The organism is Nonomuraea typhae (assembly GCF_009760925.1).
GTDB classification, from domain to species: Bacteria; Actinomycetota; Actinomycetes; order Streptosporangiales; family Streptosporangiaceae; genus Nonomuraea; species Nonomuraea typhae.
Genome location: NZ_VRLV01000004.1, coordinates 202,711 through 227,627, shown reverse-complemented (window position 1 = coordinate 227,627; position 24,917 = coordinate 202,711). Strand labels below are relative to the sequence as shown.

Sequence of the window (24,917 nt, the reverse complement as noted above, 5' to 3'; positions counted from 1 at the left end):
ACATATCGGGCGATTCATAGCTTCGCAGGTAGACCCTGTTGACAGGCCGTGCACGCGGGTGGAACGTCCCCGATGTAACCCCTAGCGAGCAGGGAGCCCCCCATGATCAGCGGCTTGTACCAGGGTCAGGACGGCGACGCGCGGCTGGAGCTCCGGGTGGACGTCGACGGAGCGCGGCCGACCGGGCGGGTCAGCGGGGACCTGTTCTCCGTGGCCGGGGCGACCACCTCCTACGTGGGCTCCTTCGTGGTCGAAGCGGCCGAGAGCGCCACCGAGGAGAACAGGACCCGCGTGTGGGGCGCCGGCCGCTTCACCTACGGCGTCACCACCCGGAGCGTGAGCATCCGGATCACCGGCGAGGGCGGCACGGCGCACGTGGGCGGGCGGAACTTCACGCTCACCCACGCCTCGCCGTACTTCCGCTCGGTGCTGCTGGAGCAGGACTCGGTCGTGGGAACGGTCCCGTTCGTCGCCTACGACACCGGCACGCTCCCCGGCCCGACCGGCTCCCCGCCGCGCGAGCTGAGCGTCCAGGCGGCGTTCGCGGAGGCCGGGATCGAGCTGCGGGTGGCCGAGCCGGGCGTGGTCCCGACCGGCGCCGCGGGCGCCGATCTGGCCTGGGACGACGCCGAACTGCACCACGCGATGACCACCCAGTTCAGCCGGTACGGCGACGCCGCCGCCTGGCGGGTGTGGCTGCTGGTGGCCAGCAGGCACGTGGGCGGCTACCGCGGCATCATGTTCGACTACAACGACAGCTTCCAGCGCCAGGGCGCGGCCGTCTTCTACGACGCGATCCAGGGCCAGACACCCCAGTCCCAGCGCGCCCAGCTCCGCACGTACGTGCACGAACTCGGGCATGCGTTCAACCTCCTGCACTCGTGGCAGAAGAACCTCGCCTCCCCGCCCCAGCCCCTGGGCCCGAACGGCGGCTTCGGCGACCTGTCGTGGATGAACTACGTACAGAACTACCGCCCCGGCGGCGAACAGGGCTATTGGTCGGCTTTCCCGTTCCAGTTCACCCACTCCGAGCTCATCCACCTGCGCCACGGCTTCTTCCGCGACGTGGTCATGGGCGCCAACCCGTTCGGCACCGGCGCCGCCGAGATCACCCCCTTCGAGCAGCCGGTGATCGACCACTCGGGCCTGTGCCTGGAGGTCCGCGCCAAGAACGGCTTCGCCTTCGGCGAGCCGGTGGTCGTGGAGCTGAAGCTGGCGGCGGCCGGCGAGCCGCGGACCACCCACAACCACCTGCACCCCGACACCGAGTTCACCCAGGTCTGCATCACGCAGCCCGGCGGACGCACGGTCCTCTACCGCCCGATGATGCGCCACTGCGTGGACGCCTCCCCCGACATCCGCCTGGACGAGAACCACCCCGCCCTCTACCGCAGCGCCTACATCGGCCACGGCCGCGACGGCCACTACTTCCAGCAGCCCGGCGAATACCAGGTCCGCGCCCAGTACGTCGCCGCCGACGGCTCGCACATCGTCTCCAACGTCTGCACCGTGCACGTCGGCTACCCGGTCTCGGCCGCCGACCACCAGGTGGGCGAGCTGATGCTCGGCGAGGAGCAGGGCAAGCTCTTCTCGCTCCTGGGCTCGGACTCGCCGTCGTTGCGCGCGGGCAACGAGGCGCTGGACGAGGTCATCGCCCGGCACGGCGGGCACCCGCTGGCCGTCTACGCCCGGATGGTGAAGGGGCTGAACGCCGGGCGCGAGTTCAAGGACCTGACCGCGGCCAAGAACCTGCGGATCCGGCCGCCGGACGCCAAGGAGAGCATCGAGCAGCTCGGCGTCGTCGTCAGGGAGGCCACGATCGACAACATCACGCTCAACATGGTGACCCGCCGCCTGGCCACGGCCGAGGCCCGCCAGGGCGACCTGGCCGGCGCCCACGCGACCATGGACGGCATGGTCGCCACGTTCGCGGCGAAGGGGCTCAACCCGGTCGTGATGGGCCAGATCCGGCGCCAGGCGGAGCTGACGAAGGCGGCGCTGAGCGCGGAGGCGTAGCTCAGCCGGTGACCGGCCGGCCGTCCTGGCAGCGGACCACCACCTCGACGTCCGCACCCTCCTCGCGGTCGAACTCGACCTTCAGGGAGGCGGCGGGCCCGGCCTCCGGATCGTCCACGGAGTACCCCTGGAAGGGGCTCCAGTTCCGGAGGCTGACCAGGCCCGCCGAGCAGGAGGCGAGCACGGTGCCGCCGGCCGTGCGGATGACCTTGCCGGGCGCGGCGCCCGCGGGATTCGGCGTGCCCGGGACGGCCGTGGGCGTGGGGAGGGTGGCCAGCGCGGCGCGGGCCTCGGCCTGCGTCATGACGGTGCCCCGCGGGCCGGTCAGCACGCCGCCGAGCAGCTCCAGCACCGCCACCGCGGCGCCGGCGGCGGCCAGCGCGGTCACCGCCCAGGCCAGCAACAGTCTCTTCACGCGCCCAGAGTCCCCCATCCATGCCTAAGGCCAGGTTAACGTGGATATATATGGCCTCCATCCTCCTCATCGAGGACGACGTGACCATCCGCACCAGCCTCGGCCGTGGGCTGCGTGAACTGGGGCACGCCGTCTCCTCCTCGCCCACCGCGCTCGACGGGCTGCGCCTGGCCGTCCAGGACCGCCCGGACCTGGTCGTGCTCGACCTCGGCCTGCCCGACCTCGACGGCCGCGAGCTGCTGCGCATGCTGCGCTCGGTCAGCCGGGTCCCGGTGATCGTGGCGACGGCGCGCGACGGCGACGCCGAGATGGTCCCCGCGCTGGACGCCGGCGCCGACGACTACGTGGTCAAGCCGTTCAGCGCGGCCCAGCTCAACGCCCGGATCAAGGCGGTGCTGCGCCGTACCGCCGAGGATCGGCCGGATCCCGCGGTGACCGTCGGCGCGCTCAGCGTCGATCCGCGCTCGCGGGTGGCGACGCTCGGCGGCACGCCGCTCGACCTGACGCCGCGCGAGTTCGACGTGCTGCACTACCTGGCGGCCCGCGCGGGTGAGGTGGTCTCGAAGCGCGAGCTGCTCACCGAGGTCTGGCAGGTCCCGTACGGCGGCGCCGACAAGACCGTGGACGTGCACCTGTCGTGGCTGCGCAGGAAGCTGGGCGAGACCGCCTCCGAGCCCCGTTATCTGCACACGGTCCGCGGGGTCGGGGTGAAGCTGGTCGGGCCCTCGTGAGGCGGTGGCTGGGGCTGCTGGTGGCGGCGACCACGTCGGTGGTGCTGATCGCGCTGCTGGTGCCGATGGCGTTGCTGATCCGCACGGTGGCCGAGAACGGCGCCCTGGCCAGAGCGACCAGCGCGGCCGAGTCCGTGGTGGTGGCGGTCGGCACGCCGGATCTGCGGCAGGCGGTGGAGCGGGTCGCGCAGCCGGTCTCGGTGTTCCTGCCCGGCGGGCAGGTCGTGGGCGGGCGGGCGACGGTCTCCGACGCGGTACGGCTGGCCCGGGCCGGGCGGAGCGTGACGGCGGAGGCGCCCGGCGGGCGCGAGGTGCTGGTCTCGGTGCGCTCGGCGGAGGGCCCGGTGGTGATCCGGGTGTTCGTGAGCGACGCGGAGCTGTCCGCCGGGGTGCGCGAGGCGTGGCTGGCCCTGCTGCTGCTCGGGCTGGCGCTGGTCGTGCTGGGCATCCTGCTGGCCGACCGGCTGGCGTTGCGGGTGACGCGGCCGGTGCACGAGTTGTCCAGGGTCTCCCACCGGCTGGCCGCCGGCGACCTGGGGGCGCGGGCGGAGCCGGGCGGGCCGCCGGAGGTGGAGTCCGTGGGCGTGGCGCTCAACCACCTGGCCGGGCGCATCGGCGGCCTGCTGGACGCCGAACGCGAGTCGGTGGCCGACCTGTCGCACCGGCTGCGCACCCCGCTGACCGGCCTGCGCCTGGACGCCGAGGCCCTGCGCGACCCGGAGGAGGCGGCCCGCATCGGCGCCCGGGTGGACGCGCTGGAGCGCGCGGTCAGCGCCCTCATCACCGAGGCCCGCGGGCGCAGCGCCCCCAAGGCCGGCTGCGACGCGACGGCCGTGGTGGGCGACCGCGTGCGGTTCTGGGCGGTGCTGGCCGAGGACCAGGAGCGCGCCTTCGAGGTGGAGCTGCCCGGCAAGCCGCTGGAGGTGGCCGTGTCCGCCGCCGACCTGGCCGCGTGCGTGGACGCGCTGCTGGGCAACGTCTTCGCGCACACGCCCGAGGGCGTGGCCTTCACGGTACGGCTGGCGGCCCACGAGCGCGGGGCGGTGCTCACGGTCGCCGACGAGGGCCCGGGCTTCCCGGCCGAGCTGCTGGAACGCGGCTCCAGCGGCGGTGGCTCCACGGGACTCGGCCTGGACATCGCCCGCCGTACCGCCCAGGCGTCGGGCGGCGAGATGACGGTGTCGACGGCGGCGGTCGAGCTGGTTCTGGGTCGCCGGCCCGCTTCACACTCAGCGGTGCCGTAGCCTCCTCAGCCAGTTCTGCACCCTCGCCTTGTTCCGCGGGTCACGCACTGCCCGGCGCGCCTTTTCCATGTTTCGCCTGCCCTGCGGGCTGTGCAGGTAGGCGCGGATTCGATTCATCAGTTTCGACATGCCCATCCCCTACCCGAGAGGACGAATCCATGCCGCCGCCTGGCTTAACCCGCCCTTAGGGTTGCCGCAGCGCGGCTTTACCCTTGATCGCGGTTTGGTTGACCCATGAACATCACCAAGAAGCTCCTCATCGCCGGTGCCGGCGCCGGAATCCTGCTCGCGGGCGGCGGCGTGGCCTACGCCGCGGTCGCCGCTCCCGTCGCCCCGAAGGTGAGCGTGGAGCAGGCCATCGACATCGCCAAGAAGCAGGTCCCGGGCGCCTGGGTGCGCGGCGTGGACCACGACGACGACGGCACCTGGGAGGTGGAGCTCGTCAAGGGCGCCACCGAGCACGACATCACGCTGGACGCGGCCACCGGCAAGGTCCGGTCGAACAAGTCCGGCACGGCCGACGACGACTGATCCCGTCAGCAACTCTCGAGTACGCGCTCCATGGCCTGCTTCTCCGCGGCCGTGACCCAGAGCGCGTACTTTGCTTTGACCTCGATCTGCTTGGAGATGTACGTGCAGCGGTAGCCCTTGCGCGGCGGCAGCCAGGTGGCCGCGTCGGAGTCGCTCTTCTGGCCGTTGAGCGGCCCGTCGACGGCCATCAGGTTGATCGGGTCGTTGGCGAACTCCTTGCGCTTGGCGGCCTCCCACTGCTGGGCGCCCTTCTGCCAGGCGTCCGACAGCGGGATCAGATGGTCGATCTGCACGGCCATGCTGGTGTCGTTGCCGCGTTTGAACGTGATGGTCTTGCCGCTGTAGGGGTCGTCGAGGACGCCGGTGAGCACGATGCAGTCGTGGGTACCGGCCTTGAACGTCTCGCTGCGCATGTCCCGCTTGAGGATGTCGTTGCGGGTGTCGCAGCCGTTGCGGTCCACGTCGGCCCAGGCGGGGCCGAACTTCTCGCGCTCGAATCCCGTCTTGGGCGCTCGCCCTTTGACGGCTAGCTTGTCGAGCTTTTTCCTGACTTCACTGGTCTTGATGGGTTTGTCGGCCACAGAGGAGCCGGTGTCCACCCCGGCCTGCAGCCCGCCGCACCCCGCAGCAAGGACCGAGACGGCAACCAACGCGCCGGCCAGACGATCTCTACGCACGCCAACCTCCACCCCAAGCCATGGTCAAAGCCTGCCCTCCTCCACCTAAAGAGGGCAAATTCCTACCTATCCTGGTTTGAAACCATCCGCCCCTGTCCGGCCATGGGCGATCGGGTTACCGAAGTGGGGATGGGCGAAGCAAAAGATCTTGGGAACCTCATCACGCCATCGGGAGAGAACGGGGTGAAGGGCGCGAACGCGCCCTACGGAAGGAAAGCCCCCTATGGAAAGACTCACGCTGTGGTGAGCGCCGCGCTGTCCGGCCGTCCCGTGGCCGAGGCCGACGCCGCCGTCATCGCGGAGTCGCTGACCGATCCCGACAGGTTCGCCCGCATCTTCGACCTGCACGCGGACGAGATCCACCGGTACGCCGCGCGCCGCCTCGGACCCGAGGCGAGCCTGGCCGACGACGTCACCGCCGAGACCTTCCTCGTGGCCTTCCGCAAGCGCAGGCGCTACGACCTGTCCCGGCAGGACTCCCGCCCCTGGTTGTACGGCATCGCCGCCAACCTGATCGCCAAGCACCGCCGTACCGAGCTCAGGAGGCTCAAGGCCCTCGCGAGGACGGCGGAGCCGGACGGCGAGGCGTTCGAGCAGCGCAGCGTGGACCGGATGGACGCCGAACGCCTCGGCCCGAGCCTGGCCGCCGCGCTGGCCGGGCTGGGCGCGGCCGAGCGGGAGCTGCTCTTCCTCGTCACCTGGGCCGACCTGTCCTACGAGCAGGCCGCGGAAGCGCTGAGCGTGCCGGTGGGCACCGTGCGCTCGCGCCTGTCCCGCACCCGAGCCAAGATCCGCCGCTCCCTGGAGGGCACCCGATGAACGAGTTCGACCTGGTCAACCAGGCACGCCCCGACGTTCCCCCCTACGATCCCGGCACCAAGGCCATGGCCAGGGATCAGCTGGTCGCGGCGGGCAGGAAGCGCGTCACGTGGCGCAAGCCGTACACCTTCGCCGTGGCCGGAGCGCTCGCGCTCGCGGTCGCCGCGGCGACGGCCGCCTTCCTGCCCGCCGGGACCGAGCCGGCGCCGCCGCGGCAGAACGCGGCGATGCCCAAGATCGCGCTCATGTCCGCGGAGCAGGTGCTCGACCGCGCGGCGGGGGCCGCCGCCGAAGAGCTCGACCCGCGCGACGACCAGTACGTGCTCGTCGAGTCGCAGACGATGTACACCTCGCAGGCGTTCGGCGAGGGCGGCAAGGAGGACCGCTGGCTCTACCGGACCAAGCGCAAGATCTGGCTCAGGGCGGACGGCAAGCGCGATGCCCAGGGCCGCGAGGGCGTGCTCGAGATCGAGACCCTCGACCCGGTCGCCTATCCCGGCTGGAAGATCCCCAAGCTGGCCCACGATGAGAAGGGCTCCGAGGTGATGCCGCTGGTGTACTGCGGCGGCACGGGCCCGTGGAGCAAGAACTACACCGCGCTCAAGCAGCTGCCCACCGACCCGGAGGCGATGAAGGCGCACCTGTACAAGAGCTTCCCCGCCACCGGCGACAAGCAGCAGTCCCCCGAGTACCAGGTGTGGGACGGCGCCAGCGAGCTGCTGCGCGAGTCGTACATGCCTCCGGCGCAGCGGGCCGCGCTGTTCAAGGCGCTGGGCACGCTGCCCGGCATCACCGTGACCGAGGACGCCGAGGACGCCGCCGGGCGCAAGGGGTACGGCGTCGGCGTCGTCTACAACGGCGAGCGTTCCGAGCTGGTCATCGACAAGGAGAACTACACCCTGCTCGGCGAGCGCAGCGTGGTGGTGGAGAAGAAGCAGGACAAGGCACCCGTCGGCAGCCTGCTGGCCTCCACCGCGCAGCTCAGCGTCTCGGTCTCCGACACCGCGCCCGACGCGCCGGTCACCGAGAAGGAGCAGTGCCAGCCGGGCCAGGGTGGCTGAGCGCGTCCAGCAGCCATTCGGCCAGGTAGCCGGTGAAGGACGAGCGCACGTAGACGCGGAAGACGTCCGGGGTGGTCCGCTCCAGGATCACCCCGGCCTTCCCGAGCAGCGTCTGCGCGTGCCCGGGGAAGACCGACGGATGCAGGTCCACCGGGCAGCCGGTGATCAGCACCTCGGCCGCGTCCGGCCCGGACAGCTCCAGGACGGTGCGCTGGCCGGAGACGTCCACCCAGCCGTCCTCGCCGGCGTCGGCCTCGTACACCAGCCACCAGTCCGGGCCCAGCCGCAGGCCACGGCCCGGATCCCGGCCGCGCACCTCCCACATGCGCACGAACGGCAGCTCGCGCAGCCGCACCCGCTCCGAGCTCGCCGCCATGAACCGGTGGTGGTAGCGCGCGGCCGGGCTCTCCGGCCGCCACTCCCCCACCCGGCCCGTCCGCTCCACCGGATCGCCGTCGCGGCGGGCGTTCTCCGGATCGTAGAAGACCGGCTCGACCACCTCGACCGGCACCGACCGGCCGCCGGAGACCGCCTCCAGCCGGTCGCCGGCCGCCACGTCCCGCGCCATCGCCAGCACGGCCGTCTCGTAGCTGGAGGTGACGTGCCCGAGCATCTCGCCGCCGCCGGGCCGGACGAGCTGCGCCCCCTCCTCGACGAACGCCTCGGGCCGCAGTCCGATCAGGCGCTTGCGGCCCGCGCGGGCGGTGTCGGGCCGGGCGTGTGAGCGTTTGCCGACGAAGTCCGGCTTGCGCTTGGAGACGATCCAGTCCATGCCGAGGTCCTGCGGGGTGACGGTCCCGTCGGTCTCCTGCCCGACGATCGCGAAGCCCTTCTCGGCGCGCAGCACGTGCATGGTCTCGGTCCCGTACGGCACCGCCCCCAGGGCCAGCACACTCTCCCAGAGCGCCGCGCCGTACCACCAGGGCACGTTGACCTCGTAGGCCAGCTCACCCGAGAAGCTGATCCTGAACACCCGCCCGTCCACCCCGGCGACCTTCGTCTCCAGGAAGCGCATGAACGCCAGCTCGGCCGCCTCCGGCGCCAGCGCGGCCACCACCTCGCGCGCCTTCGGCCCGGCCACCGCCACGGTCGCCCAATGGTCGGTCACCGAGGTGAACCGCACGTCCAGCTCCGGCCACTCGGTCTGCTGCCATTCCTCCAGCCAGTCCAGCACGGCGGCGGCGTTGCCCGTCGTGGTCGTCATGAGGAAGTGATCGGGGGCGAGCCTGGCGGTGGTGCCGTCGTCGAAGACCATGCCGTCGGCCGTGCACATGAGCCCGTACCGGCAGGCGCCCACGGCCAGCGTCGAGTAGAGGTTGGTGTAGATCCGGTCCAGGAACACGCCCGCGTCCCGGCCCCTGATGTCGATCTTGCCGAGCGTGGAGGCGTCCATGGCGGCGACGGTGGTCCTGGCCGCCGCGCGCTCGCGCCGCACCGCCTCCTCCATGCCCTCGCCGGGCTCGGGGAAGTAGCGCGGCCGTTTCCACTGGCCGACGTCCTCGAAGACCGCGCCCCTGGCGACGTGCGCGTCGTGCATGGCCGTGGTCCTGACCGGGTCGGACAACGGGCCGCGGTCGCGCCCGGCCAGCGTCGCGAAGGCCACCGGCGTGTACGGCGGGCGGAACGTGGTCGTGCCCACCTGCCCCGGGGCCGCCCCGAGCAGCGTGGACATGACGCCCACGACCACCGCCCCCGCCGTCTTGCCCTGGTCGGCGCCGGTGCCCGCGGTGGTGTAGCGCTTGACGTGCTCGGCCGAGCGCATGCCGGTGCCCGTCGCCCGGCGCAGGTCGGCCACGGTGACGTCCCGGTGCAGGTCGGCGAAGGAGGTGTCCGGGTCGTCGCCGGTCACCCACAGCCGGGCGGGCTTCCTGAGCGGGCTCTCGTCGCTGTCCGGGACGTGGAAGGCCGCGCGTTCGGTGATGCCGGCCAGCTCGGCCGCCTGGGTTCCGGCCGCGAAACCGTCGGCGATCGCCTCGGCCGTGCCGTACAGGCCGCGGCAGGCTCCGGCCGAGCGTTCGGCCTGGGCGGACAGGTGGGGCAGGAACGCCTGGAGCTCCTCGTCGAAGCGGAGCCTGCCCTGCGACTGGCTGAACAGGTGGACCGCCGGGTTCCAGCCTCCGGCCACGGCCAGCAGGTCCGCCTCGAGGTGCCGCCCGTCGGCCGTGCGGACGCCGGTCAGCAGCCCTTCGGCGTCCGCGGTGGTGCCCGTGACGAGCTGCCCGTCGCGGGCGTCGAGGAGCGCGGCCACCTCCACCCCGGCCGCCGCCAGGTCGCGGGCGGCCTCGTGGCCCGAGTCCGTGCACGCGAAGACCACCGCGCGGGTGCCGGGCCGCACGCCGTACCTGTTGACGTAGGTGCGCGCGGCGGAGGCGAGCATGACGCCGGGGCGGTCGTTGCCGGGGAAGGCGAGCGAGCGCTCCTGCGCGCCGGTCGCGAGGACGACGCGGCGGGCGCGCAGGTGCCACAGGCGCTCGCCGGACGCGCGCTTCTCGACCGCGGTCAGGTAGTTGTCGTCGTAGTAGCCGATCGCGGTGGTACGGCTGAGCAGTCGCACCTCGGGCAGCACCGACAGCCTGGCCACGACCTCGCGCACCCAGCCGAGCGCGGGGGCGCCGTCCAGCCGGACCCGGCTGCCGAGCAGGTCTCCGCCGAGCGCCGGCTGGTCGTCGAGCAGGATGACGCGGGCGCCGGCCTCACCGGCCGCCAGCGCCGCGGCCAGCCCGGCCGGTCCGCCGCCTGCGACGAGCACGTCGGCGTGCAGGTAGCCCTTGTCGTGGCGCCGGTCGTCCACGGCGTCCGGATCCACCCGGCCCCTGCCGCGCAGGCTCCACGCCGAAAGGCCCTCGTGCAGCTCGACGGTCGTGGCCGCCAGCATGGGGTCGGCGCCCACCCGGACCAGCGCGTTCGGCTCCTCGGGACCGGCGCTGAACACGCCGCGCGGGCGGCCGAGATCCACGCTGTGCCCGACCACGCGCACGCGGTTGCGCAGCAGCGCCGCCGCCAGCGTGTCGCCCGGCCTGCCCTCGTAGACACGCTCGTCGAAGGTGAACCTCACGGCCGCGGCCTCATCTCGTGGGTGACGGTGTGGCGGAGCAGGGAGAACCAGGTGCGGCAGCCGTGCACGTGGAACCAGCGCTCGTGGAACCAGCCCTTGGGGTTGTCGCGCATGAACAGGAAGGCGGCCCACTCCTCGTCGCCGGCGTCAGGGGCATAGGCGAGGTCGGCCTGCCCGCCGTACCGGAACTCGTTCTCGTCGCGGGGCCCGCAGTGCGGGCAGTCGATCAGCATCATCAGTGCGCCACCGCCGCGGCTCCGTGCTCGTCGATGAGCGCGCCGGTGGTGAACCGCTCCAGCGCGAAGGGTACGGCCAGCGGATGCGGCCGGTCGTGGGCAATCGTGTCGGCGTAGACCCAGCCGGAGCCGGGAGTGGCCTTGAAGCCGCCGGTGCCCCAGCCGGCGTTGACGAACAGGCCGTCCACGGGGGTGTGGCCGATGATCGGGGAGGCGTCGGGCGAGACGTCCACGATCCCGGCCCACGTGCGCAGCACGCGTACCCGGCTGAAGACCGGGAACAGCTCCAGGGCGGCGGCCATCTGGGCTTCGATGACGTGGAAGGCGCCGCGCTGGCCGTAGGAGTTGTAGGCGTCGATGCCGGCGCCCATGACCAGTTCGCCCTTGTGGGCCTGGCTGACGTAGACGTGGACGGCGTTGGACATGACCACGCAGTCCAGAACGGGTTCCAGGAGTTCGGACACGAGCGCCTGGAGGGGGTGGGACTGCAGCGGCAGCGGGAATCCGGCCTTGGCGGCCAGGACGGAGGTGTGCCCGGCGGCGGCCAGGGCCACCTTGCCGGCCGCGATGGCGCCCTTCGTCGTGTGCACGGCCCGGACCCGGTTGTTCCTGATGTCGAAGCCGGTGACCTCGACGTTCTGGATGAGGTCGATGCCGTGGGCGTCCGCCTTGCGGGCCAGCGCCCAGGCCACGTGGTCGTGCTTGGCGATGCCGCCCCTTCGCTGCAGGGTCGCGCCGAGGACCGGGTAACGGGCGTCGTCCGAGACGTTGACGATCGGGCAGAACTTCTTGACCTCGTCGGCCTCCAGCCATTCCGCGTCCACGCCGTTGAGGCGGTTGGCGTTCACCCGCCGCCTGCCCTCGCGTACGTCGCCCAGGTTGTGGGCCAGGTTGACCACGCCGCGCTGGCTGAACTGCAGGTCGTAGTCGAGCGCCGCGCTCAGGTCCTCCCAGAGCTTCAGCGAGTGCTCGTAGATGGCGGCGCTCTCGTCCCACAGGTAGTTGGAGCGGATGATCGTGGTGTTGCGCGCCATGTTGCCGCCGGCCAGCCAGCCCTTCTCCAGGACGGCCACGTTGGTGATGCCGTGGTTCTCGGCCAGGTAGTACGCGGTGGCCAGGCCGTGGCCGCCGGCGCCCACGATGATCACGTCGTAGCTCGGCCTGGGGTCCGGGTTACGCCACAGGAAGTCGGGATGGCTCACCGTCGGATCTTCTCCATCTTGGGGTCGAACAAGGGCTCGGTGGCGACTGTGGCGGGGATCGGGCGGCCGAAGTAGGAAATTTCCACTTCTGTTCCTTCTGTGGTGAGCTCGATCGGCAGCCAGGCGTAGGCGATGGGGCGGCCGATGGTGTGCCCGAAGGCCGCGCTCGTGGTGTACCCCACGGTCTTGCCGCCGTGCCGTACCGGCTCCTTGCCCATCACGACCTCCGCGCTCAGCAGCGGCACCAGCTTGCGGCCGATCTCCTTCGTCAGCGCCTCGCGGCCCAGGAAGTCCTTGTCCTCCCTGACGGCGAAGCCCAGGCCGGCCTCGTACGGGCTGTGCTCGGGCGTCATGTCCACGCCCCAGAGCCGGTAGCCCTTCTCCAGGCGCAGGCTGGTGAACGCCGCCCGGCCCCCGGCGATGGGCAGGCCGGTGGCCCAGAGGGTGTCCCAGAGTTTGCCGCCGAGGTCGGCGCTGGTGTACAGCTCCCAGCCCAGCTCGCCGACGTAGGACACCCGCATGGCGGTGACGGGCACGTGCCCGATGTAGCCCTGCTTGCAGGTGAAGTAGCGGAATCCTTCATGAGACATGTCCATGTCGGTCAGCGGCTGCACCAGGTCACGGGCCTCCGGGCCCCACACGCCGACGCAGCACGTGCCCGGCGTGATGTCCCTGACCCGCACGTCGCCGGGGGCGTGCCGCTGGAGCCAGTCCAGGTCCAGGTTGCCGTTGGCGCCCACCTGGAACCGCTCCTCGGTCAGCCGCGCCACCGTGAGATCCGACCGCACCCCGCCCCGCGCGTCCAGCAGCAGCGTGTAGGTGACCGCGCCCGGCTTCTTGTCCACGTTGTTCGTGGTCAGGCGCTGCAGGAACGCCGCCGCCCCCGGTCCTTCGACCTCGATCCGCTTGAGGGGCGTCATGTCGTAGAGCGCGACGTGCTCGCGGGTGTGCCGGGACTCGGCGGCGGCGATCGGCGACCAGTACCGGCTCGCCCAGCCGTCGCGTTGGGCGCCGGTCTCGTCGCCGGCCAGCGCCGCATTGGCCTCGAACCAGTGCGGGCGCTCCCAGCCCGCCCCTTCCAGGAAATATGCCCCAAGCTCCTGCTGGCGCCGATAAAAGGGACTTGTCCGCATAGGCCGCGGCGACTCCATCGGCTGGAGCGGATGGATGATGTCGTACACCTCGACGAAGTTCTGCTTCCCCCGCTCCTCCACGAAGGCGGGAGAGAGCTGCACCGGCTCGAACCGGTTCAGCTCACACTCGTGCAGATCGAACGTGGAGCTCCCCTCCACGAGCACCTCGGCCAGCGCCCGCGCCACCCCCGCCGAATGCGTCACCCACACGGCCTCCGCCAGCCAGAACCCGTCCAGCCGCGGCGCCTCGCCGATCAGCGGGAACCCGTCGGGCGTGAAGGAGAAGATCCCGTTGATCCCCTCCTCATAGCCCGGCTCCTTGAGGACGGGCAGCAACTCGACCGCATCCCGCCAGGCCGGCTCGAAGTCGGCCGCGGTGAACGCCTGCACCGACGGCATCGTGGTCCCCTTGGGCCCGATCTCGGCCTGCCGTACCGGCATGGGCCGATGCGCGTAGGACCCGACCCCGATCCGATCGAAGTGCTCGCGAAAGTAAAGATCCCGATCCTGATGCCGCAGAATGGGCCGGGTCGCTTCGTGACCGTCTTTGCGTACGGCCAGCCGTCCCGACTTGGCGTACTGATGGGCCAGCGGCAGCAACGGCACGCTCACCCCCGCCATGGCCCCCACGGTCGGCCCCCAGAACCCCGCCGCGCAGATCACGACGTCGGCCGCGATCACCTTGTACTCCCCGGCGGCGTTCTCCGTGGCCACCCCCGTGACCCGCCCGCCCTTCTGCTCGACCCCGACCACCCGATGATGCGCCAGGAACCGCCCCCCGCGCCCGATCGCCCGCCGCGCCTGCGCCTCACCACACCGCAACGCGTTGGCCAGCCCGTCGGTGGGCACGTGAAACCCGCCCAGCACCCGTTCCCGGTCAAGATCAGGCCACAGCTCAAAACACCGCTCAGGGCCCACGACCTCCCCGTGGACTCCCCACGCCTCGGCCCACCCCTGCCTGCGCCGCAGATCCGCCAGCCGCTCGGGCGTGGTGGCCACCTCAAGCCCGCCGACCTGCGCGAAACACCCGAGCGCGCTGTACTTGGCCACCGTGTAGGCGGCGAACTCGGTCATCGTCTTGGAGGGGTTCGTCTGGAACACCAGCCCGGGGGCATGCGAACTCGACCCTCCCGCGGCGAAGAGCGGCCCCTGCTCGACAACGGTGACGTCGGTCCACCCCCGCCCGGTGAGCTCGTCGGCCAGGGCACAGCCCACAATGCCGGCACCAATGATCACTAACCGCGGCCGGGACACCATGCGCCCTCCGGTTGTTCCCTAATACGCAACACGCACCGGACTACGCAACGAACATAGAGCCCACCTCAGCCCCAAACAAGCCCTCAGCCCAGGCTGCCGCCAACCACTCCACGTACCAAGACCGTCGCCCGCGAGGACTATCGGCACGTCCCCTCAGTCTGACGGGCTCCGTCATGACACCTATCCCTTCCGGTCCGCGTCCGCGATCACCTCGGCCATGAACTCGCCCACCAGCCGCGGCAATCCACGCGCATCTCCGACCTCGGGGCCCGGCTGCCCGAGCCGCCGGGCCAGCGCCAGCCGGATCAGCGGGTGCCAGCGCGCCTCGAAGGTGTCCAGCGCGTACTCCGCCGCCGCCTCCTTCGAGATCACCTCACCCGTCGCGATCGTGTGATGCAGGCGAGGCGGGGTCAGCACGGCGGCCATCGCCACCCGATAGGCCGGCAGCAGCGGCTTACGCGGCGGCTTCGCGGACATGGCCTTCCCGGCGAAGGCGGCGAAGTGCCCGTGCAACTGCTGGAGATTCCACTCGCGCAGCCTGCCCGGCTCCGGATCGAGGCCCAGCTCGCCCGGCGCCGGGCCACGCACGGTGACGCCCTTCTCCAGGAGCACCTTCCATACCACCGGGTTCACCTCGAACCCGCTTCCCCGTTTGAAGGTCGGCCCGCTGTGCGAGGCGACCGGCCGGATCCGCGTCACCGGCTCGCCCAGGTCGCCCGCGGCGACGAACACGCCGTTCAGGGTGCCGGGGATGTGCGGCCGGCCCCTGATCAGGGCCTGCCAGGCCGCCGGCAGGTTGCCGGCCTTGTGCAGCAGCGCCAGCCGGCGCAGGTCTCGTGCGGAGAGGTCGCCGTCCGCCACGGCGACGAAGTCGATGTCGCTGCGTCCTGCCCGCCAGGCACGCAGCGCGACCGAGCCGACGACGTAGAAGCCGGAGATCCGCCCCGGAAGCAACCGGTCGGCCACCGCCAGATACCGGGAAACCGCGCGCGCCACATCATCGGGAAGCATGCGACAGAGGCTGACATCCACGGCACGGCCCGATCAACCGGATGGGCGGAGCGTCAGATCAAACACGGACCACCCAATCAGCATGTCGGTCATGCCAAAAAAGCAGTATGCTTTTCCCATGGACGCCACCTTGCAAGTCCGAGGACTGGACGCGGAGATAGTCGCCGAACTGAAGGCGAGGGCCGCACGCAAGCGCATGTCGCTATCCGCCTACGTGGCCGACATCCTGACCGAGGTTGCCACCACCCCCTCCCCCGACAGCGTCAGAGAGCGCTTGGAAGCCCTCCGTGCGCTGGGCGGCGGAGCGAGCCACGACGACGTCGTCGCCGAGATACGGAAGATCCGGGAGACGTGATCGTCATCGACAGCTCCGCGCTCGTCGAGGCACTGGCCGGAGCCACCCCCGCAGACGAACTGCTCGCACGAGTCGCCGGCGGCCGGCTCCAGATTCCCCACCTGCTCGACTACGAGTTCCGCAACGCCCTGCGCGGCCTGCTTCTCGGCGGGAAGATCAGCGAGGCCCGCGCCGAAGGCGCCCGCCTCGTCAAGGCGGGTCTTCCCCTTACCCGTCATCCAGACGACCTGACCACCGAGCGTGCCTGGGACCTGCGCGCCAACTTCAACGGTTACGACGCCACCTACGTCGCCCTGGCCGAGGCACTGGACTGCGCCCTGGTCACCACGGACGAGAAGATCCACAAGGCGGCCGGCAAGTACATCGACGTCGACCTCTACTGACCCGGAGCCCGTCCCAGCCCCAAGCTCACTTCTCGGTACGGCTACCGCGGACCTGGCCGGTGCCCACGCGCAGGTCGTCGTCAGCCGGTAGAGACAGGGCTGACGTTCGGGCAGGCCGATGATCTCCTCGGTGGTCATGGGGCGCAGACAGGCGCCCGGCCGAAGGGAGAACTCCCGGCTGGCTGGAGACCCGGCCTTGCCCCCACGCGCGAAGCGCGCCCGAGGGCAAGCCCATGCTCTTACGAGCGTCCGTATGCGTCCTCGAGCCGCTCGATGTCGTCCTCGTCGAAGTGGCCGAAGGCGATCTCCAGGATGCGGGTGGCCGGGCCGGAGCTGGACAGCCGGTGGGTTTGGCCGGCGCGGATGAGGACCTTGTCGCCCACGGACGGTTCGTGGCGCCGGCCGTCCACCTCGAAGACGCATCCGGGGTCCAGGGCCACCCACAGTTCGTCGCGGGACTTGTGGCGCTGCAGGCTCAGCGTCTGGCCGGGTGCCACGTCGATGATCTTCACCGTGGACACCTCATTCAGCGTAAACCGCTCGAAACCACCCCAAGGTCTCTCATCGCGGATGATCGCGCCAAGCCTATCGATGTCGCCCAATTTGCCCCTCCAAGGACCGTCAAGACGCGCAGCAACGTATCAGGTCAGCAGGATCCCACCGTCCACCGGCAGCGTCACGCCCGTGATGTACGACGAGGCGTCGCTCGCCAGAAAGACGGCCGCCGCCACGAGTTCATCGGCTTCCCCCACGCGCCCCATCACCACGCGCTGCGCGATCATGCGATCCAGGTAACCAGGCGGGAACTCGCCGGTCATCTCCGACACGAAGAACCCGGGCGCCAAACAGTTCACCCGGATCCCGCGCCGGCCCGTCCACTGCTGCGCGAGGTCCCGGGTGAGCCCGATGACGCCCGCCTTCGACGCGCTGTAGGCCGCCTGCGGCAGGCCGGCCGTGGTCTCGCCCAGCACGCTGCCGATGTTCACGATCGACGAGCCCGGCGCCATGACCCGGGCACACGCCTGCGCCATCCAGTAGCTGCCGTTCAGGTTGGTCTCGATGACCTGCCGGAACTCCGCGGGCGTCTCCCGCACAGCGGGTACGGCGGTGCCGACCCCGGCATTGTTGACCAGGACGTCGACCCGCCCGAAGGCGTCCATGGCATGGTCGACCAGCGCCTGGCAGTCCTCCACCACGGAGACGTCCGTCGCCCGGCTCGCGCATCTGCGTCCGGTCTCGAGCACCAGCGCCTCGGTGGCGGCCAGCCGATCGGCCCGCCGGGCGCCGATCACCAGGTCGGCCCCCGCCTCGGCCAGGCCGCGGGCGAAGGCCACGCCCAGGCCCGACGAGGCGCCGGTGACGATGGCCACCTTCCCGTCGAGCCTGAAGCGATCGAGCATCAGAGGCCGTACTCCTTGACGATGCGCTCGTGCCGCTCGACCTCCACGTCGATCTCGCGGGCCAGGTCGAGCCAGGCCAGCGGGTGCGACCAGCGCTCGGTGGCGTCGTCGAGCAGGGCGTCGACCTCGGAGGCCGAGACGTCCGGCGGCACCGCGACCCAGCCGAACACGCCGGGCAGCGGATCGCTGGAGGTCGGGTGGCTGACGGTGTAGTTCTCGTCGGAGTAGACCCACATGGGCCAGCCGCGCTCGGCCATGACCTCGGTGAACTCCGTCCAGTCCTCCTCGGACGGCGCAGCGCCGTCGAAGAAGTAGCTGGTGTAGCCGCCGGGGCGCAGGATGCTGACGGCCGCGAACGGCGGCACGAAGTTCTCCTGCTCCTTCGGGTCCTCGGGGATCGGCTCGAGCAGCTGCGGGTCGAAGACGACCAGGTCGCCCGCGTTGTACTCCATGCCACGCGGCTGCGGCAGCGCCAGGCGGGCGGTGGCCGGGCCGGTGCGGATGGACAGGACCTGCCGCTGGCCGCCGTCGGGCGCGGGGAGGATGACCCGGATCAGGCCCATCTCCTCCTCGATCGGGCCCTCGGCGGACTGGATCGGCATCCCGATCTTGGCGGCGCCCTTGCGGACGGTGTCCCAGTCCTCGGCCGCGGTGGCCATGACGACCATGCGCCAGACGTCCTCGTCGCCCAGGTCGTCGAGGACCTCGGCCAGGACCTGCGCGCCGCGCTGGTTGTTGTCGAGCTGCTGGGCGGCGCCGGAGACCAGGCGGCGGGCCTCCAGCCCGGCGCCGGCGGCGATGGCGTGCTCGCCCTCGGCGACGGTCTCGGCCCAGCGCTCGCGGGCGCTGTGGAGGCGGGCCAGCGCGAGGTGCTGGGCGCCGTGCGGCAGCAGGGCGGCCATCTGCTCCAGGCGCTCGTCCTGGCGGGCCTCGATGAGCAGCGTGGTCAGGTAGGCGACGTCGTCGGCGTCGGCGCCGGCGATGTCGCCGGAGTCGACGAGCAGCTTCCAGTAGATGTCGGCGCCGGTGGCCGGGTAGCCGAGGAAGCCGAGCGTGGTGGTGTGGCGGCGGGTGGCCTCCAGGTCGTCGCCGGAGACCGGGGCCAGCCAGCCCACCCACTTCTCGGGGTCGGCGTTGAAGCCGTCGGCGGCGTCGAAGTAGGCGACCCGCTCGGCCTCGGGGCCGGGCGGGGCCGGCTCCTGGGTGGTGTCGGCGGCGGCGCGCAGGGCGGCGACGCGCTCGGCCACGTCGCCGGGCGAGCGGAGTTCGCCGGAGAACTGCTCGGCCAGGTCGGCCAGCAGCCGCGCCTGCCACACGCCCTGCCGGGCGATGGCCAGCTCGCCGGCGAGCAGGGCGAGCTCCACGCGCGATTGGTAGCCGCCCATCATGCTGAAGTAGTCGATCCACTGGCGCAGGACGCGACCGAGCTGCCAGGTGTTGGTGATCTGGGAGGAGCCGGCCAGCTTGAGCACGACCCGCGACCACTCGACCCAGGCGCGCGGGTGGTTGCCCACGACGTCGAGGTCGGGCAGCGCGTCCACGGCCTCGGCGGTGCGGCCGAGCTCGGCCAGGATGCGGGCGCGGCGCACGCCGTCGCGATAGTCCTTGGCCGGCGGGTCGTCGGCCTGGAAGTCGGCGGCGGCCTGCAGGGCGGTGAGGGCGTCCTCGCGGCGGCCGACGGCCAGCAGCGCCCGGGCGCTCTCGGCGCCCAGCTCCCAGCTCGCCTGCCGGTCGGCGGCGCGCAGCCGTTCGACGGCGGACTCGGCGTAGGTCACGGCCTCGTCGGCCCGGCCGGCGTCGGTCAGCGCCGCGACGTACTGGGTCACGAGGCCGGGGTAGGCCGGGTTGCCGGCCTGGACGTCGTCGATCACCGGGCCGAGCTTCTCCAGCCGCTGCTCGGCGTAGCCGGGGCCGTCGGCGTTGGCCCAGGCGAGGGCGAGCGCCTCGACGGCGGCGGGCGCGGCGGGACAGTCGCGCACCTCTTCGCGCTGGGCGAACGCGAGAAGCTCCTCGGCGTCGCCGATGGCCACGGCGCCCTGGGCCCGGTCGCCGATGCGGCCGACCAGGTGCCAGTAGCGGGCGTAGAACTCCAGCCAGGGCAGCCCGAGCGCCTCCGCCTGCTGGGCGATGGCGGGGGCCATCACGTCGAGCTGGGGATAGCGGCCTTCGTAGGCCTGTGCGGGGAGGTCTCCCAGCGCCATGGCGAGGCCCACGTTGCCCGCCTCAGATAGCTGCTGCTGGGTTTCGCCGACCCAGGCCCAGATGTCCACGTCCATGGGCAGTCAGTCTGCCAGGTCAATGGGCGTGCCCCAAACGGAGAAGCCGTATCAGCTCATCCGATTCAGCCGCGTTAAGGACAGAAAATACCGGCGCCATGAGCCGATCGGTGACCGCCTCCACCTCCGCCCTGAGCGCGACCAGCTCGGGGGACGGTGCGGGGTAGGGCTCCGGCCAGGTGAAGAACCTGGCCATCGCCTCCCCGGTGGAGTGCCCGAACGGAGGGTCGTGGTCGGTGGCCAGCGCGGCGTCCAGGGGGTGCACTCCCGCGGCGAGCACCGCGTTGGCGTGCAGGCCGCCGCGCAGCTCCCGCACGACGTGGAGGAGCTGGGTGGCCCGCGCGGGCGCGTCATCGGGCAGGGGTACGGCCCGCCATCCGGCGAACAGCGGCGCCCCGATCGGGGAGGCCCGCTCGACGACCGGTTCGAGGAGTTCGGCCAGCCTGGCGCATCCGTCGAAGTCGCCGAGCCTGCGCCGTCCCCACGCGTGGCAGGCGGCGGTGTACAGCTCGACCGCCTGCTCGACCGGCATCTTGCGCCCGCCGTCCCAGCTCTCCCTGACGTGCGCGAGCGGGAAGAAGACGGCGACGGAGGCGACGACGTCGGCGTCGCACTCGCCGAGCACGCCGCAGCGGCCACGGAAGTACATCTCGCGGGGGCCCAGCCCGTGTTCCTCGCACAGGGTTTTGACCTCCCGGGAGAGCATGAACCCGCCGCCCAGTTTGCCGATGGGGATCTTGACCTGGATCGCGGTGCTCTGCGGATCAGCCATGCGCCCCAGCATCGCCTAGAAGAACATTATTCTGCAAGAGTCAGATCGCCCTCGGCGATGATCACCGCGGGGCCTGCCAGGTAGCTCGTCTCCTCGGTCAGCGTGACCGTCAGCGTGCCGCCGAGCACCTCGACCGCCCACTCCCCGGTGCTCTCGCCGCTCAGGTGGGCGGCGGCCACGGCGGTGGCCACGGCGCCGGTGCCGCACGAGCGGGTCTCACCGGAGCCGCGCTCGTACACGCGCATCACCGCCCGGCGCGGGCCCACGGCGTTGAACAGCTCGATGTTGACGCCGTTGTGGAAGACGCCGGGGTCGAAGGCCGGCTGGTGGCTCAGGTCGAGCTGGGCGACCGGGTCGCCGATGGCGCAGGCCAGGTGCGGGTTGCCCATGTCGACGTGGAGGCCGATGTACTCCTGACCGGCGACGGTGGTGACGCTCTCGCCGTGCACGGCGGGCCTGCCCATGTCCACGGCGATGTCGCCGCCGGGGCCGAGCCGTACCTTGCGGATGCCCCCTCGGGTGGCGATGCCGAACTCGCCCGCCTCGGCCAGGCCGGCGTCGACGAGGTAGCGGGCGAAGACGCGCACGCCGTTGCCGCACATCTCGGCCATGCTGCCGTCGGCGTTGCGGTAGTCCATGAACCATTCGGTCCGCCCGGCCTGACCGGCGACCTCGGGGCTGGCCTTGGTGCGCACCACGCGCAGCACGCCGTCGGCGCCGAGGCCGGAGCGCCGGTCGCAGATCGCGGCCACCAGCGCGGCGGTCAGATCGAGCTCGCCATCCGGATCGGGGAGGATGACGAAGTCGTTCTCGGTGCCGTGCCCCTTCAGAAACCTCATGCCCCAACCCTAGCGAGGGCCTGCCGCAGCAGATCCGGCGCGTCGTAGGGCAGCCACACCACGCGCGGGTCCCGGCGGAACCACGACTCCTGGCGGCGGGCGAAGCGGCGGGTGGCCCGGACGGTCTCGGCGAGCGCCTCCTCCTCGGTCCACTCCCCCGCCAGATATTTCATGACCTGGGCGTACCCGAGCGCCCGCCCGGCCGTCAGCCCGTCGGCCAGCCCCTTCCCGAGCAGCCCCCGCACCTCGCCGACCAGCCCCGCCTCCCACATCCTGTGCACGCGCCGCTCGATCCGGGCATCCAGCTCGGGCCTGGGCACCTCCAGCCCGATCTGGACACTCGGGTAAACCGCCTCATAGGACGGCATGGTTGCCGAGAACGGCCGCCCGGAGAACTCGATGACCTCCAGCGCCCGCACGATCCGCCGCCCGTTGCTGGGCAGGATCGCCTCCGCGGCCTTGGGGTCGGCGGCCTTCAGCCGCGCATAGAGCACGGCGGGCCCCTCCTGGGCCAGCTCGGCCTCCAGCCGGGCCCGCACGGCCGGATCGGTGCCGGGGAAGTCGAGGTCGTCCAGGGCGGCCCGCACATAGAGCCCGCTGCCGCCGACCAGGATGGGCGCCTCCAGCGTGTCCAGCAGCGGCCGGACCAGCTTCTGGTACTCGGCGACGCTGGCCGTAACCGTCACGTCCCAGATGTCCAGAAGGTGGTGAGGAACCCCGCGCCACTCATCTTGGGAGAGCTTCGCCGTTCCAATGTCCATTCCTTGGTAAAGCTGCATCGAGTCGGCATTGATGCATTCGCCCCCCAGCCGGAGCGCCAGATCCACGGCGAGATCGGACTTTCCGGCCGCGGTGGGCCCCACGACGGCGATGACTGGCAGGTTGCGCACACCGATAAGTGTGTCAACCCAAGGGGTATGAAGGAGACGACGGCTCGGGGGGGCCGCCAACGACCACATCGGGGGATAGACATGTCGATCTTCGACAAGGTCAAGGAGATGTTCAGCGGCTCGGCCGAGAAGGTACAGGACATCCCGGAGCAGCCCAACGCCGGCGCCGCCGACACGGCCACGCCGTCCGGCGGCCTCATGGACCAGGTCCGCGAGCAGGCCGAGGACATGGCCAACCAGGGCATCGACAAGGCGTCCACGGCGGCCGGCGAGGCCACCGGCGGCAAGTTCGACGAGCACATCGCCAAGGGCACCGACATGGCGAAGGACGCCGCCGACAAGATCGACGGCAAGGAAGGCTAGAGGCCGGGCGCCAGGAGATCGAGCGCCCGGAGATCAGGCGCTCAGAGATCGAGCAACGAGGGCTGCAGATAGCCCTCATGGGTGAGCAGCCAGCGTTTGGTCTCCACGCCGACGCCGCCGCTGAAGCCGCCCAGTCCCGCCGCCGCGAGCACGCGGTGGCACGGCACGACGATCGGGATCGGGTTCGAGCCCATGATCGACCCGATCCCGCGCGCCGGCACGCTCGTGCCGCTGAGCCGGGCGAGCTCGCCGTAGGTGACGACCTTCCCGTACGGCACGCCGTGCAGCGCCCGCAGGACGGCCAGCCGGGAGCCTGACATGAGCCCCCAGTCGATCGGGGTCTCGAACGCCTTGAGCTCACCGGCGAAATAACGGCTCAGCTCACCGAGCACGAAAGCCGTACGATCCGGGTCATGAACCTCGTCGAGCCCGACCCGGAGCGGCCGCCAGCCCGTCGCGACCAGACCATCCTCGCTGACGGCGACATGGAGCGCGCCGACGGGCGTCGGCAGCTGCGCGTAGGCGACGGTGGCCATCGTGTCCTCTCGTGAGCTCGTCGTGCTGGGCACGTCCAGCGCGGTCCCTACCCGACACCGTAACCACAATGGCTATGTTTTGCGGTGGGATGGCAGGGGATACCTGTTCGATCCGGGCGAGGGCAGCCAGCGCCAGCTCCTGCACGCCGGCCTCAGCGCCGGCCAGCTGCACTGGATCTGCGTCACGCACTTCCACGGCGACCACTGCCTCGGCGTACCCGGCATCGTCCAGCGCATCGCCCGCGACCGCGTCTCCCACGAGGTCAGGGCGCTCTACCCGGCCAGCGGCCAGGAGTACTGGAACCGCCTGCGCCACGCCGCCGTCTTCACCGACACCGGCGTCATCACCGAGCACCCGCTCTCCGGCGAGAGCGCCACGCTCCCGCCGCTGACCGCGCGCCGCCTGTCGCACCCCGTCGAGTCGTACGGCTACCGCCTGCAGGAACCCGACGGCCGCCGCATGCTCCCCGACCGGCTCAGGAAACACGGCATCACCGGCCCCGACGTCGGCCTCCTGCAGAGCGAGGGCAGCCTGCGCGGTGTCACGCTGGAGTCGGTCAGCGAGCCGCGCCGCGGCCAGTCGGCCGCCTTCATCATGGACACGCGCCTGTGCGACAACGTCTTCGCGCTGGCCGAGGGCGTCGACATGCTGGTCATCGAGTCCACGTTCCTGTCGCCGGAGTCCCGGCTGGCCCGTGAATACGGCCACCTGACCGCGGAGGAAGCCGGCCTGGTCGCGCACGAGTCCGGCGCCCGCCGCCTGGTCCTCACCCACTTCTCCGAGCGCTACGGCTTCGACGCCGAGGCGGAGTTCCTGCTGGAGGCCCGCAAGCACTTCGACGGCGACGTCGTCGTGGCCCGCGACCTCATGACCGTCCCGGTGCCGAAACGCTAAATCCAGGTGGCCACCACGTACCCCACGCCATAGGGCGCCTCGTCCCACAGCTTCTCCGGCCGCAGCCGCGCGCCGCGGGCCGCTCCGGCCAGCACCTGCAGCGGCGCCCGCCCGGCCGCCCACATCGCGGCCGCCTCGCCGGGGTCGAGGTCGGCGAGCGCGGTACGGTCCCCCTCGGCCAGCGCCTTGACGAGCATGCGCTGGTACGGCTGAGCCGCCGGGTCCAGGTAGCCGGGCGCCTTCTCGGTGAGCTTGGCCGCGCCGTCGGCCATGACCAGCAGGGCGGTGCGGCCTTCGCCGGCCAGGCGTTCGCCCAGGGCCAGGCAGTCGGCGGGGGCGGCGCCGGTGGCCACGGCCTGGTAGCCGTCCGGGTCGGCGGCCAGCAGCCAGCGGCCGATGGTCAGGGACAGCGGGAGGACGGGTTCGCCGTCGCCGGCCCGGACGTCCACGCCCCACGGGGCCAGCGTGCCCGCGGCGCCCCCGGCGTACCAGGCGCTCTCCTCGGCCGAGCCGACGACCAGCAGCCGGTCGGGGACGGCGGCACGCAACGCTGCCACGGCGGCCGCGCAGGCGGCACGCAGGCCGTCGAGCTCCGGGGCGGCGGCGCCGGCGAGCTCGGGCACGATCAGCGGAGGGTGCGGGCACACGGCCGCGGCGACAAGCACGCCGCCAGCGTATGCGACCGCGGGCCGGCCAGGCGTGGCAGGTCCGCGACGGGGCGGGGGTGGCAGAGTGGCGGGATGGCAGAGCGGCGGAGTGGCCGGGCGGCGGGATGGCAGGGCGGCGGGGCGGTCGGGCTGTCGGGCTGTCGGGCTGTCGG

At 71.7% G+C, this 24,917-nt stretch carries 25 protein-coding genes; 10 read left to right on the top strand and 15 right to left on the bottom strand.

What is annotated here, in order from left to right; genetic code table 11:
• Window positions 1-102: 102 nt before the first annotated feature.
• Window positions 103-2,016, top strand: a complete 1,914-nt coding sequence (locus tag FVE25_RS17035; protein WP_157247938.1) for a zinc metalloprotease — start codon at window positions 103-105, stop codon at window positions 2,014-2,016.
• A 1-nt stretch (window position 2,017) separates the two neighbouring features.
• On the opposite strand, the gene FVE25_RS17030 is transcribed toward FVE25_RS17035, so the two are convergent.
• Window positions 2,018-2,431: a hypothetical protein gene (locus FVE25_RS17030; RefSeq protein ID WP_157247937.1), complete on the bottom strand. Its 414-nt coding sequence runs from the start codon at window positions 2,429-2,431 to the stop codon at window positions 2,018-2,020.
• Window positions 2,432-2,481: 50 nt separating this feature from the next.
• Here FVE25_RS17030 and FVE25_RS17025 point away from each other — a divergent pair, with 50 nt between their 5' ends.
• The 3 genes from FVE25_RS17025 to FVE25_RS17015 all read left to right on the top strand — a co-directional run bounded on the left by FVE25_RS17025 (window position 2,482) and on the right by FVE25_RS17015 (window position 4,937).
• The gene (locus FVE25_RS17025; RefSeq protein WP_157247936.1) at window positions 2,482-3,162 is read left to right on the top strand and encodes a response regulator transcription factor; all 681 of its coding nucleotides are present in this window, start codon (window positions 2,482-2,484) and stop codon (window positions 3,160-3,162) included.
• On the top strand, window positions 3,159-4,406 hold the full coding sequence (locus FVE25_RS17020) for a sensor histidine kinase (RefSeq protein ID WP_157247935.1): 1,248 nt from the start codon (window positions 3,159-3,161) through the stop codon (window positions 4,404-4,406). Before FVE25_RS17025 ends, FVE25_RS17020 begins: the two co-directional genes overlap by 4 nt.
• 234 nt (window positions 4,407-4,640) lie before the next feature.
• On the top strand, window positions 4,641-4,937 hold the full coding sequence (locus tag FVE25_RS17015; protein ID WP_157247934.1) for a PepSY domain-containing protein: 297 nt from the start codon (window positions 4,641-4,643) through the stop codon (window positions 4,935-4,937).
• 5 nt (window positions 4,938-4,942) lie between these two features.
• Here the strand turns inward: FVE25_RS17015 and FVE25_RS17010 are convergent, their stop codons facing one another.
• Entirely contained in the window at window positions 4,943-5,614 is a 672-nt protein-coding gene (locus tag FVE25_RS17010; protein ID WP_157247933.1) for an HNH endonuclease family protein, read from the bottom strand.
• A 240-nt stretch (window positions 5,615-5,854) separates the two neighbouring features.
• Between FVE25_RS17010 and FVE25_RS17005 the strand changes: the two genes are divergently transcribed.
• Together FVE25_RS17005 and FVE25_RS17000 are read left to right on the top strand one after the other, a co-directional pair.
• Window positions 5,855-6,433 (top strand): RNA polymerase sigma factor, encoded by a 579-nt coding sequence (locus tag FVE25_RS17005; protein ID WP_343046144.1) that lies wholly within the window; start codon window positions 5,855-5,857, stop codon window positions 6,431-6,433.
• Window positions 6,430-7,494 (top strand): CU044_5270 family protein, encoded by a 1,065-nt coding sequence (locus FVE25_RS17000; RefSeq protein WP_157247931.1) that lies wholly within the window; start codon window positions 6,430-6,432, stop codon window positions 7,492-7,494. Before FVE25_RS17005 ends, FVE25_RS17000 begins: the two co-directional genes overlap by 4 nt.
• Here FVE25_RS17000 and FVE25_RS16995 read toward each other — a convergent pair.
• The 5 genes from FVE25_RS16995 to FVE25_RS16975 all read right to left on the bottom strand — a co-directional run bounded on the left by FVE25_RS16995 (window position 7,454) and on the right by FVE25_RS16975 (window position 15,388).
• A complete protein-coding gene (locus FVE25_RS16995; protein WP_157247930.1) occupies window positions 7,454-10,549 on the bottom strand; it encodes a 2Fe-2S iron-sulfur cluster-binding protein in 3,096 nt (1,031 codons plus the stop codon). The genes FVE25_RS17000 and FVE25_RS16995 overlap by 41 nt on opposite strands.
• Window positions 10,546-10,785, bottom strand: a complete 240-nt coding sequence (locus FVE25_RS16990) for a sarcosine oxidase subunit delta (RefSeq protein ID WP_157247929.1) — start codon at window positions 10,783-10,785, stop codon at window positions 10,546-10,548. Before FVE25_RS16990 ends, FVE25_RS16995 begins: the two co-directional genes overlap by 4 nt.
• A complete protein-coding gene (locus FVE25_RS16985; RefSeq protein ID WP_157247928.1) occupies window positions 10,785-11,987 on the bottom strand; it encodes a sarcosine oxidase subunit beta family protein in 1,203 nt (400 codons plus the stop codon). The genes FVE25_RS16990 and FVE25_RS16985 overlap by 1 nt, the downstream gene beginning before the upstream one ends.
• Entirely contained in the window at window positions 11,984-14,377 is a 2,394-nt protein-coding gene (locus FVE25_RS16980) for a GcvT family protein (protein WP_157247927.1), read from the bottom strand. The genes FVE25_RS16985 and FVE25_RS16980 overlap by 4 nt, the downstream gene beginning before the upstream one ends.
• Before the next feature lie 180 nt (window positions 14,378-14,557).
• On the bottom strand, window positions 14,558-15,388 hold the full coding sequence (locus FVE25_RS16975; protein ID WP_157247926.1) for an aminoglycoside adenylyltransferase domain-containing protein: 831 nt from the start codon (window positions 15,386-15,388) through the stop codon (window positions 14,558-14,560).
• Between the two features lie 118 nt (window positions 15,389-15,506).
• Between FVE25_RS16975 and FVE25_RS16970 the strand changes: the two genes are divergently transcribed.
• Both FVE25_RS16970 and FVE25_RS16965 read left to right on the top strand, forming a co-directional pair.
• Window positions 15,507-15,743 carry a FitA-like ribbon-helix-helix domain-containing protein gene (locus tag FVE25_RS16970; RefSeq protein WP_157247925.1) on the top strand — a complete coding sequence of 79 codons (237 nt, stop codon included), beginning with the start codon at window positions 15,507-15,509 and terminating at the stop codon, window positions 15,741-15,743.
• Window positions 15,740-16,126: a type II toxin-antitoxin system VapC family toxin gene (locus tag FVE25_RS16965; RefSeq protein ID WP_157247924.1), complete on the top strand. Its 387-nt coding sequence runs from the start codon at window positions 15,740-15,742 to the stop codon at window positions 16,124-16,126. Before FVE25_RS16970 ends, FVE25_RS16965 begins: the two co-directional genes overlap by 4 nt.
• Window positions 16,127-16,365: 239 nt before the next feature.
• Here the strand turns inward: FVE25_RS16965 and FVE25_RS16960 are convergent, their stop codons facing one another.
• Genes FVE25_RS16960 through miaA form a run of 6 tightly spaced genes read right to left on the bottom strand, consistent with a single transcriptional unit; the run spans window position 16,366 to window position 22,303 of the window.
• Window positions 16,366-16,728 (bottom strand): phosphomannose isomerase type II C-terminal cupin domain, encoded by a 363-nt coding sequence (locus FVE25_RS16960; protein ID WP_157247923.1) that lies wholly within the window; start codon window positions 16,726-16,728, stop codon window positions 16,366-16,368.
• A 39-nt stretch (window positions 16,729-16,767) separates the two neighbouring features.
• Complete coding sequence (locus FVE25_RS16955) at window positions 16,768-17,526, bottom strand: SDR family NAD(P)-dependent oxidoreductase (protein ID WP_157247922.1); 759 nt, start codon at window positions 17,524-17,526, stop codon at window positions 16,768-16,770.
• Window positions 17,526-19,802: a tetratricopeptide repeat protein gene (locus FVE25_RS16950; protein ID WP_157247921.1), complete on the bottom strand. Its 2,277-nt coding sequence runs from the start codon at window positions 19,800-19,802 to the stop codon at window positions 17,526-17,528. The genes FVE25_RS16955 and FVE25_RS16950 overlap by 1 nt, the downstream gene beginning before the upstream one ends.
• 19 nt (window positions 19,803-19,821) lie before the next feature.
• Window positions 19,822-20,574: an SCO6745 family protein gene (locus tag FVE25_RS16945; RefSeq protein WP_246267106.1), complete on the bottom strand. Its 753-nt coding sequence runs from the start codon at window positions 20,572-20,574 to the stop codon at window positions 19,822-19,824.
• 26 nt (window positions 20,575-20,600) lie between these two features.
• Window positions 20,601-21,413 (bottom strand): diaminopimelate epimerase, encoded by an 813-nt coding sequence (gene dapF / locus FVE25_RS16940; RefSeq protein WP_157247920.1) that lies wholly within the window; start codon window positions 21,411-21,413, stop codon window positions 20,601-20,603.
• Complete coding sequence (gene miaA / locus FVE25_RS16935; RefSeq protein WP_246267104.1) at window positions 21,410-22,303, bottom strand: tRNA (adenosine(37)-N6)-dimethylallyltransferase MiaA; 894 nt, start codon at window positions 22,301-22,303, stop codon at window positions 21,410-21,412. The genes dapF and miaA overlap by 4 nt, the downstream gene beginning before the upstream one ends.
• Before the next feature lie 81 nt (window positions 22,304-22,384).
• Here miaA and FVE25_RS16930 point away from each other — a divergent pair, with 81 nt between their 5' ends.
• Window positions 22,385-22,666: an antitoxin gene (locus FVE25_RS16930; protein ID WP_157247918.1), complete on the top strand. Its 282-nt coding sequence runs from the start codon at window positions 22,385-22,387 to the stop codon at window positions 22,664-22,666.
• A gap of 41 nt (window positions 22,667-22,707) precedes the next feature.
• On the opposite strand, the gene FVE25_RS16925 is transcribed toward FVE25_RS16930, so the two are convergent.
• The gene (locus FVE25_RS16925; protein ID WP_246267102.1) at window positions 22,708-23,235 is read right to left on the bottom strand and encodes a methylated-DNA--[protein]-cysteine S-methyltransferase; all 528 of its coding nucleotides are present in this window, start codon (window positions 23,233-23,235) and stop codon (window positions 22,708-22,710) included.
• Between FVE25_RS16925 and FVE25_RS16920 the strand changes: the two genes are divergently transcribed.
• Entirely contained in the window at window positions 23,204-24,097 is an 894-nt protein-coding gene (locus FVE25_RS16920) for a ribonuclease Z (RefSeq protein ID WP_157247916.1), read from the top strand. The genes FVE25_RS16925 and FVE25_RS16920 overlap by 32 nt on opposite strands.
• On the opposite strand, the gene FVE25_RS16915 is transcribed toward FVE25_RS16920, so the two are convergent.
• Window positions 24,094-24,762, bottom strand: a complete 669-nt coding sequence (locus FVE25_RS16915) for a class III extradiol ring-cleavage dioxygenase family protein (protein WP_157247915.1) — start codon at window positions 24,760-24,762, stop codon at window positions 24,094-24,096. The two genes, FVE25_RS16920 and FVE25_RS16915, sit on opposite strands and share 4 nt — an antisense overlap.
• Window positions 24,763-24,917: the final 155 nt, after the last annotated feature.

Excerpts from the sequence above, each read along its gene's own strand:
- FVE25_RS17035 (WP_157247938.1), top strand. The coding sequence starts at position 103 with ATGATCAGCGGCTTGTACCAGGGTCAGGACGGCGACGCGCGGCTGGAG.
- FVE25_RS17025 (WP_157247936.1), top strand. The coding sequence starts at position 2,482 with ATGGCCTCCATCCTCCTCATCGAGGACGACGTGACCATCCGCACCAGC.
- FVE25_RS17015 (WP_157247934.1), top strand. The coding sequence starts at position 4,641 with ATGAACATCACCAAGAAGCTCCTCATCGCCGGTGCCGGCGCCGGAATC.
- FVE25_RS17000 (WP_157247931.1), top strand. The coding sequence starts at position 6,430 with ATGAACGAGTTCGACCTGGTCAACCAGGCACGCCCCGACGTTCCCCCC.
- FVE25_RS16990 (WP_157247929.1), bottom strand. The coding sequence starts at position 10,785 with ATGATGCTGATCGACTGCCCGCACTGCGGGCCCCGCGACGAGAACGAG.
- FVE25_RS16980 (WP_157247927.1), bottom strand. The coding sequence starts at position 14,377 with ATGGTGTCCCGGCCGCGGTTAGTGATCATTGGTGCCGGCATTGTGGGC.
- FVE25_RS16975 (WP_157247926.1), bottom strand. The coding sequence starts at position 15,388 with ATGCTTCCCGATGATGTGGCGCGCGCGGTTTCCCGGTATCTGGCGGTG.
- FVE25_RS16970 (WP_157247925.1), top strand. The coding sequence starts at position 15,507 with ATGGACGCCACCTTGCAAGTCCGAGGACTGGACGCGGAGATAGTCGCC.
- FVE25_RS16955 (WP_157247922.1), bottom strand. The coding sequence starts at position 17,526 with ATGCTCGATCGCTTCAGGCTCGACGGGAAGGTGGCCATCGTCACCGGC.
- FVE25_RS16950 (WP_157247921.1), bottom strand. The coding sequence starts at position 19,802 with ATGGACGTGGACATCTGGGCCTGGGTCGGCGAAACCCAGCAGCAGCTA.
- FVE25_RS16945 (WP_246267106.1), bottom strand. The coding sequence starts at position 20,574 with ATGGCTGATCCGCAGAGCACCGCGATCCAGGTCAAGATCCCCATCGGC.
- dapF (WP_157247920.1), bottom strand. The coding sequence starts at position 21,413 with ATGAGGTTTCTGAAGGGGCACGGCACCGAGAACGACTTCGTCATCCTC.
- FVE25_RS16930 (WP_157247918.1), top strand. The coding sequence starts at position 22,385 with ATGTCGATCTTCGACAAGGTCAAGGAGATGTTCAGCGGCTCGGCCGAG.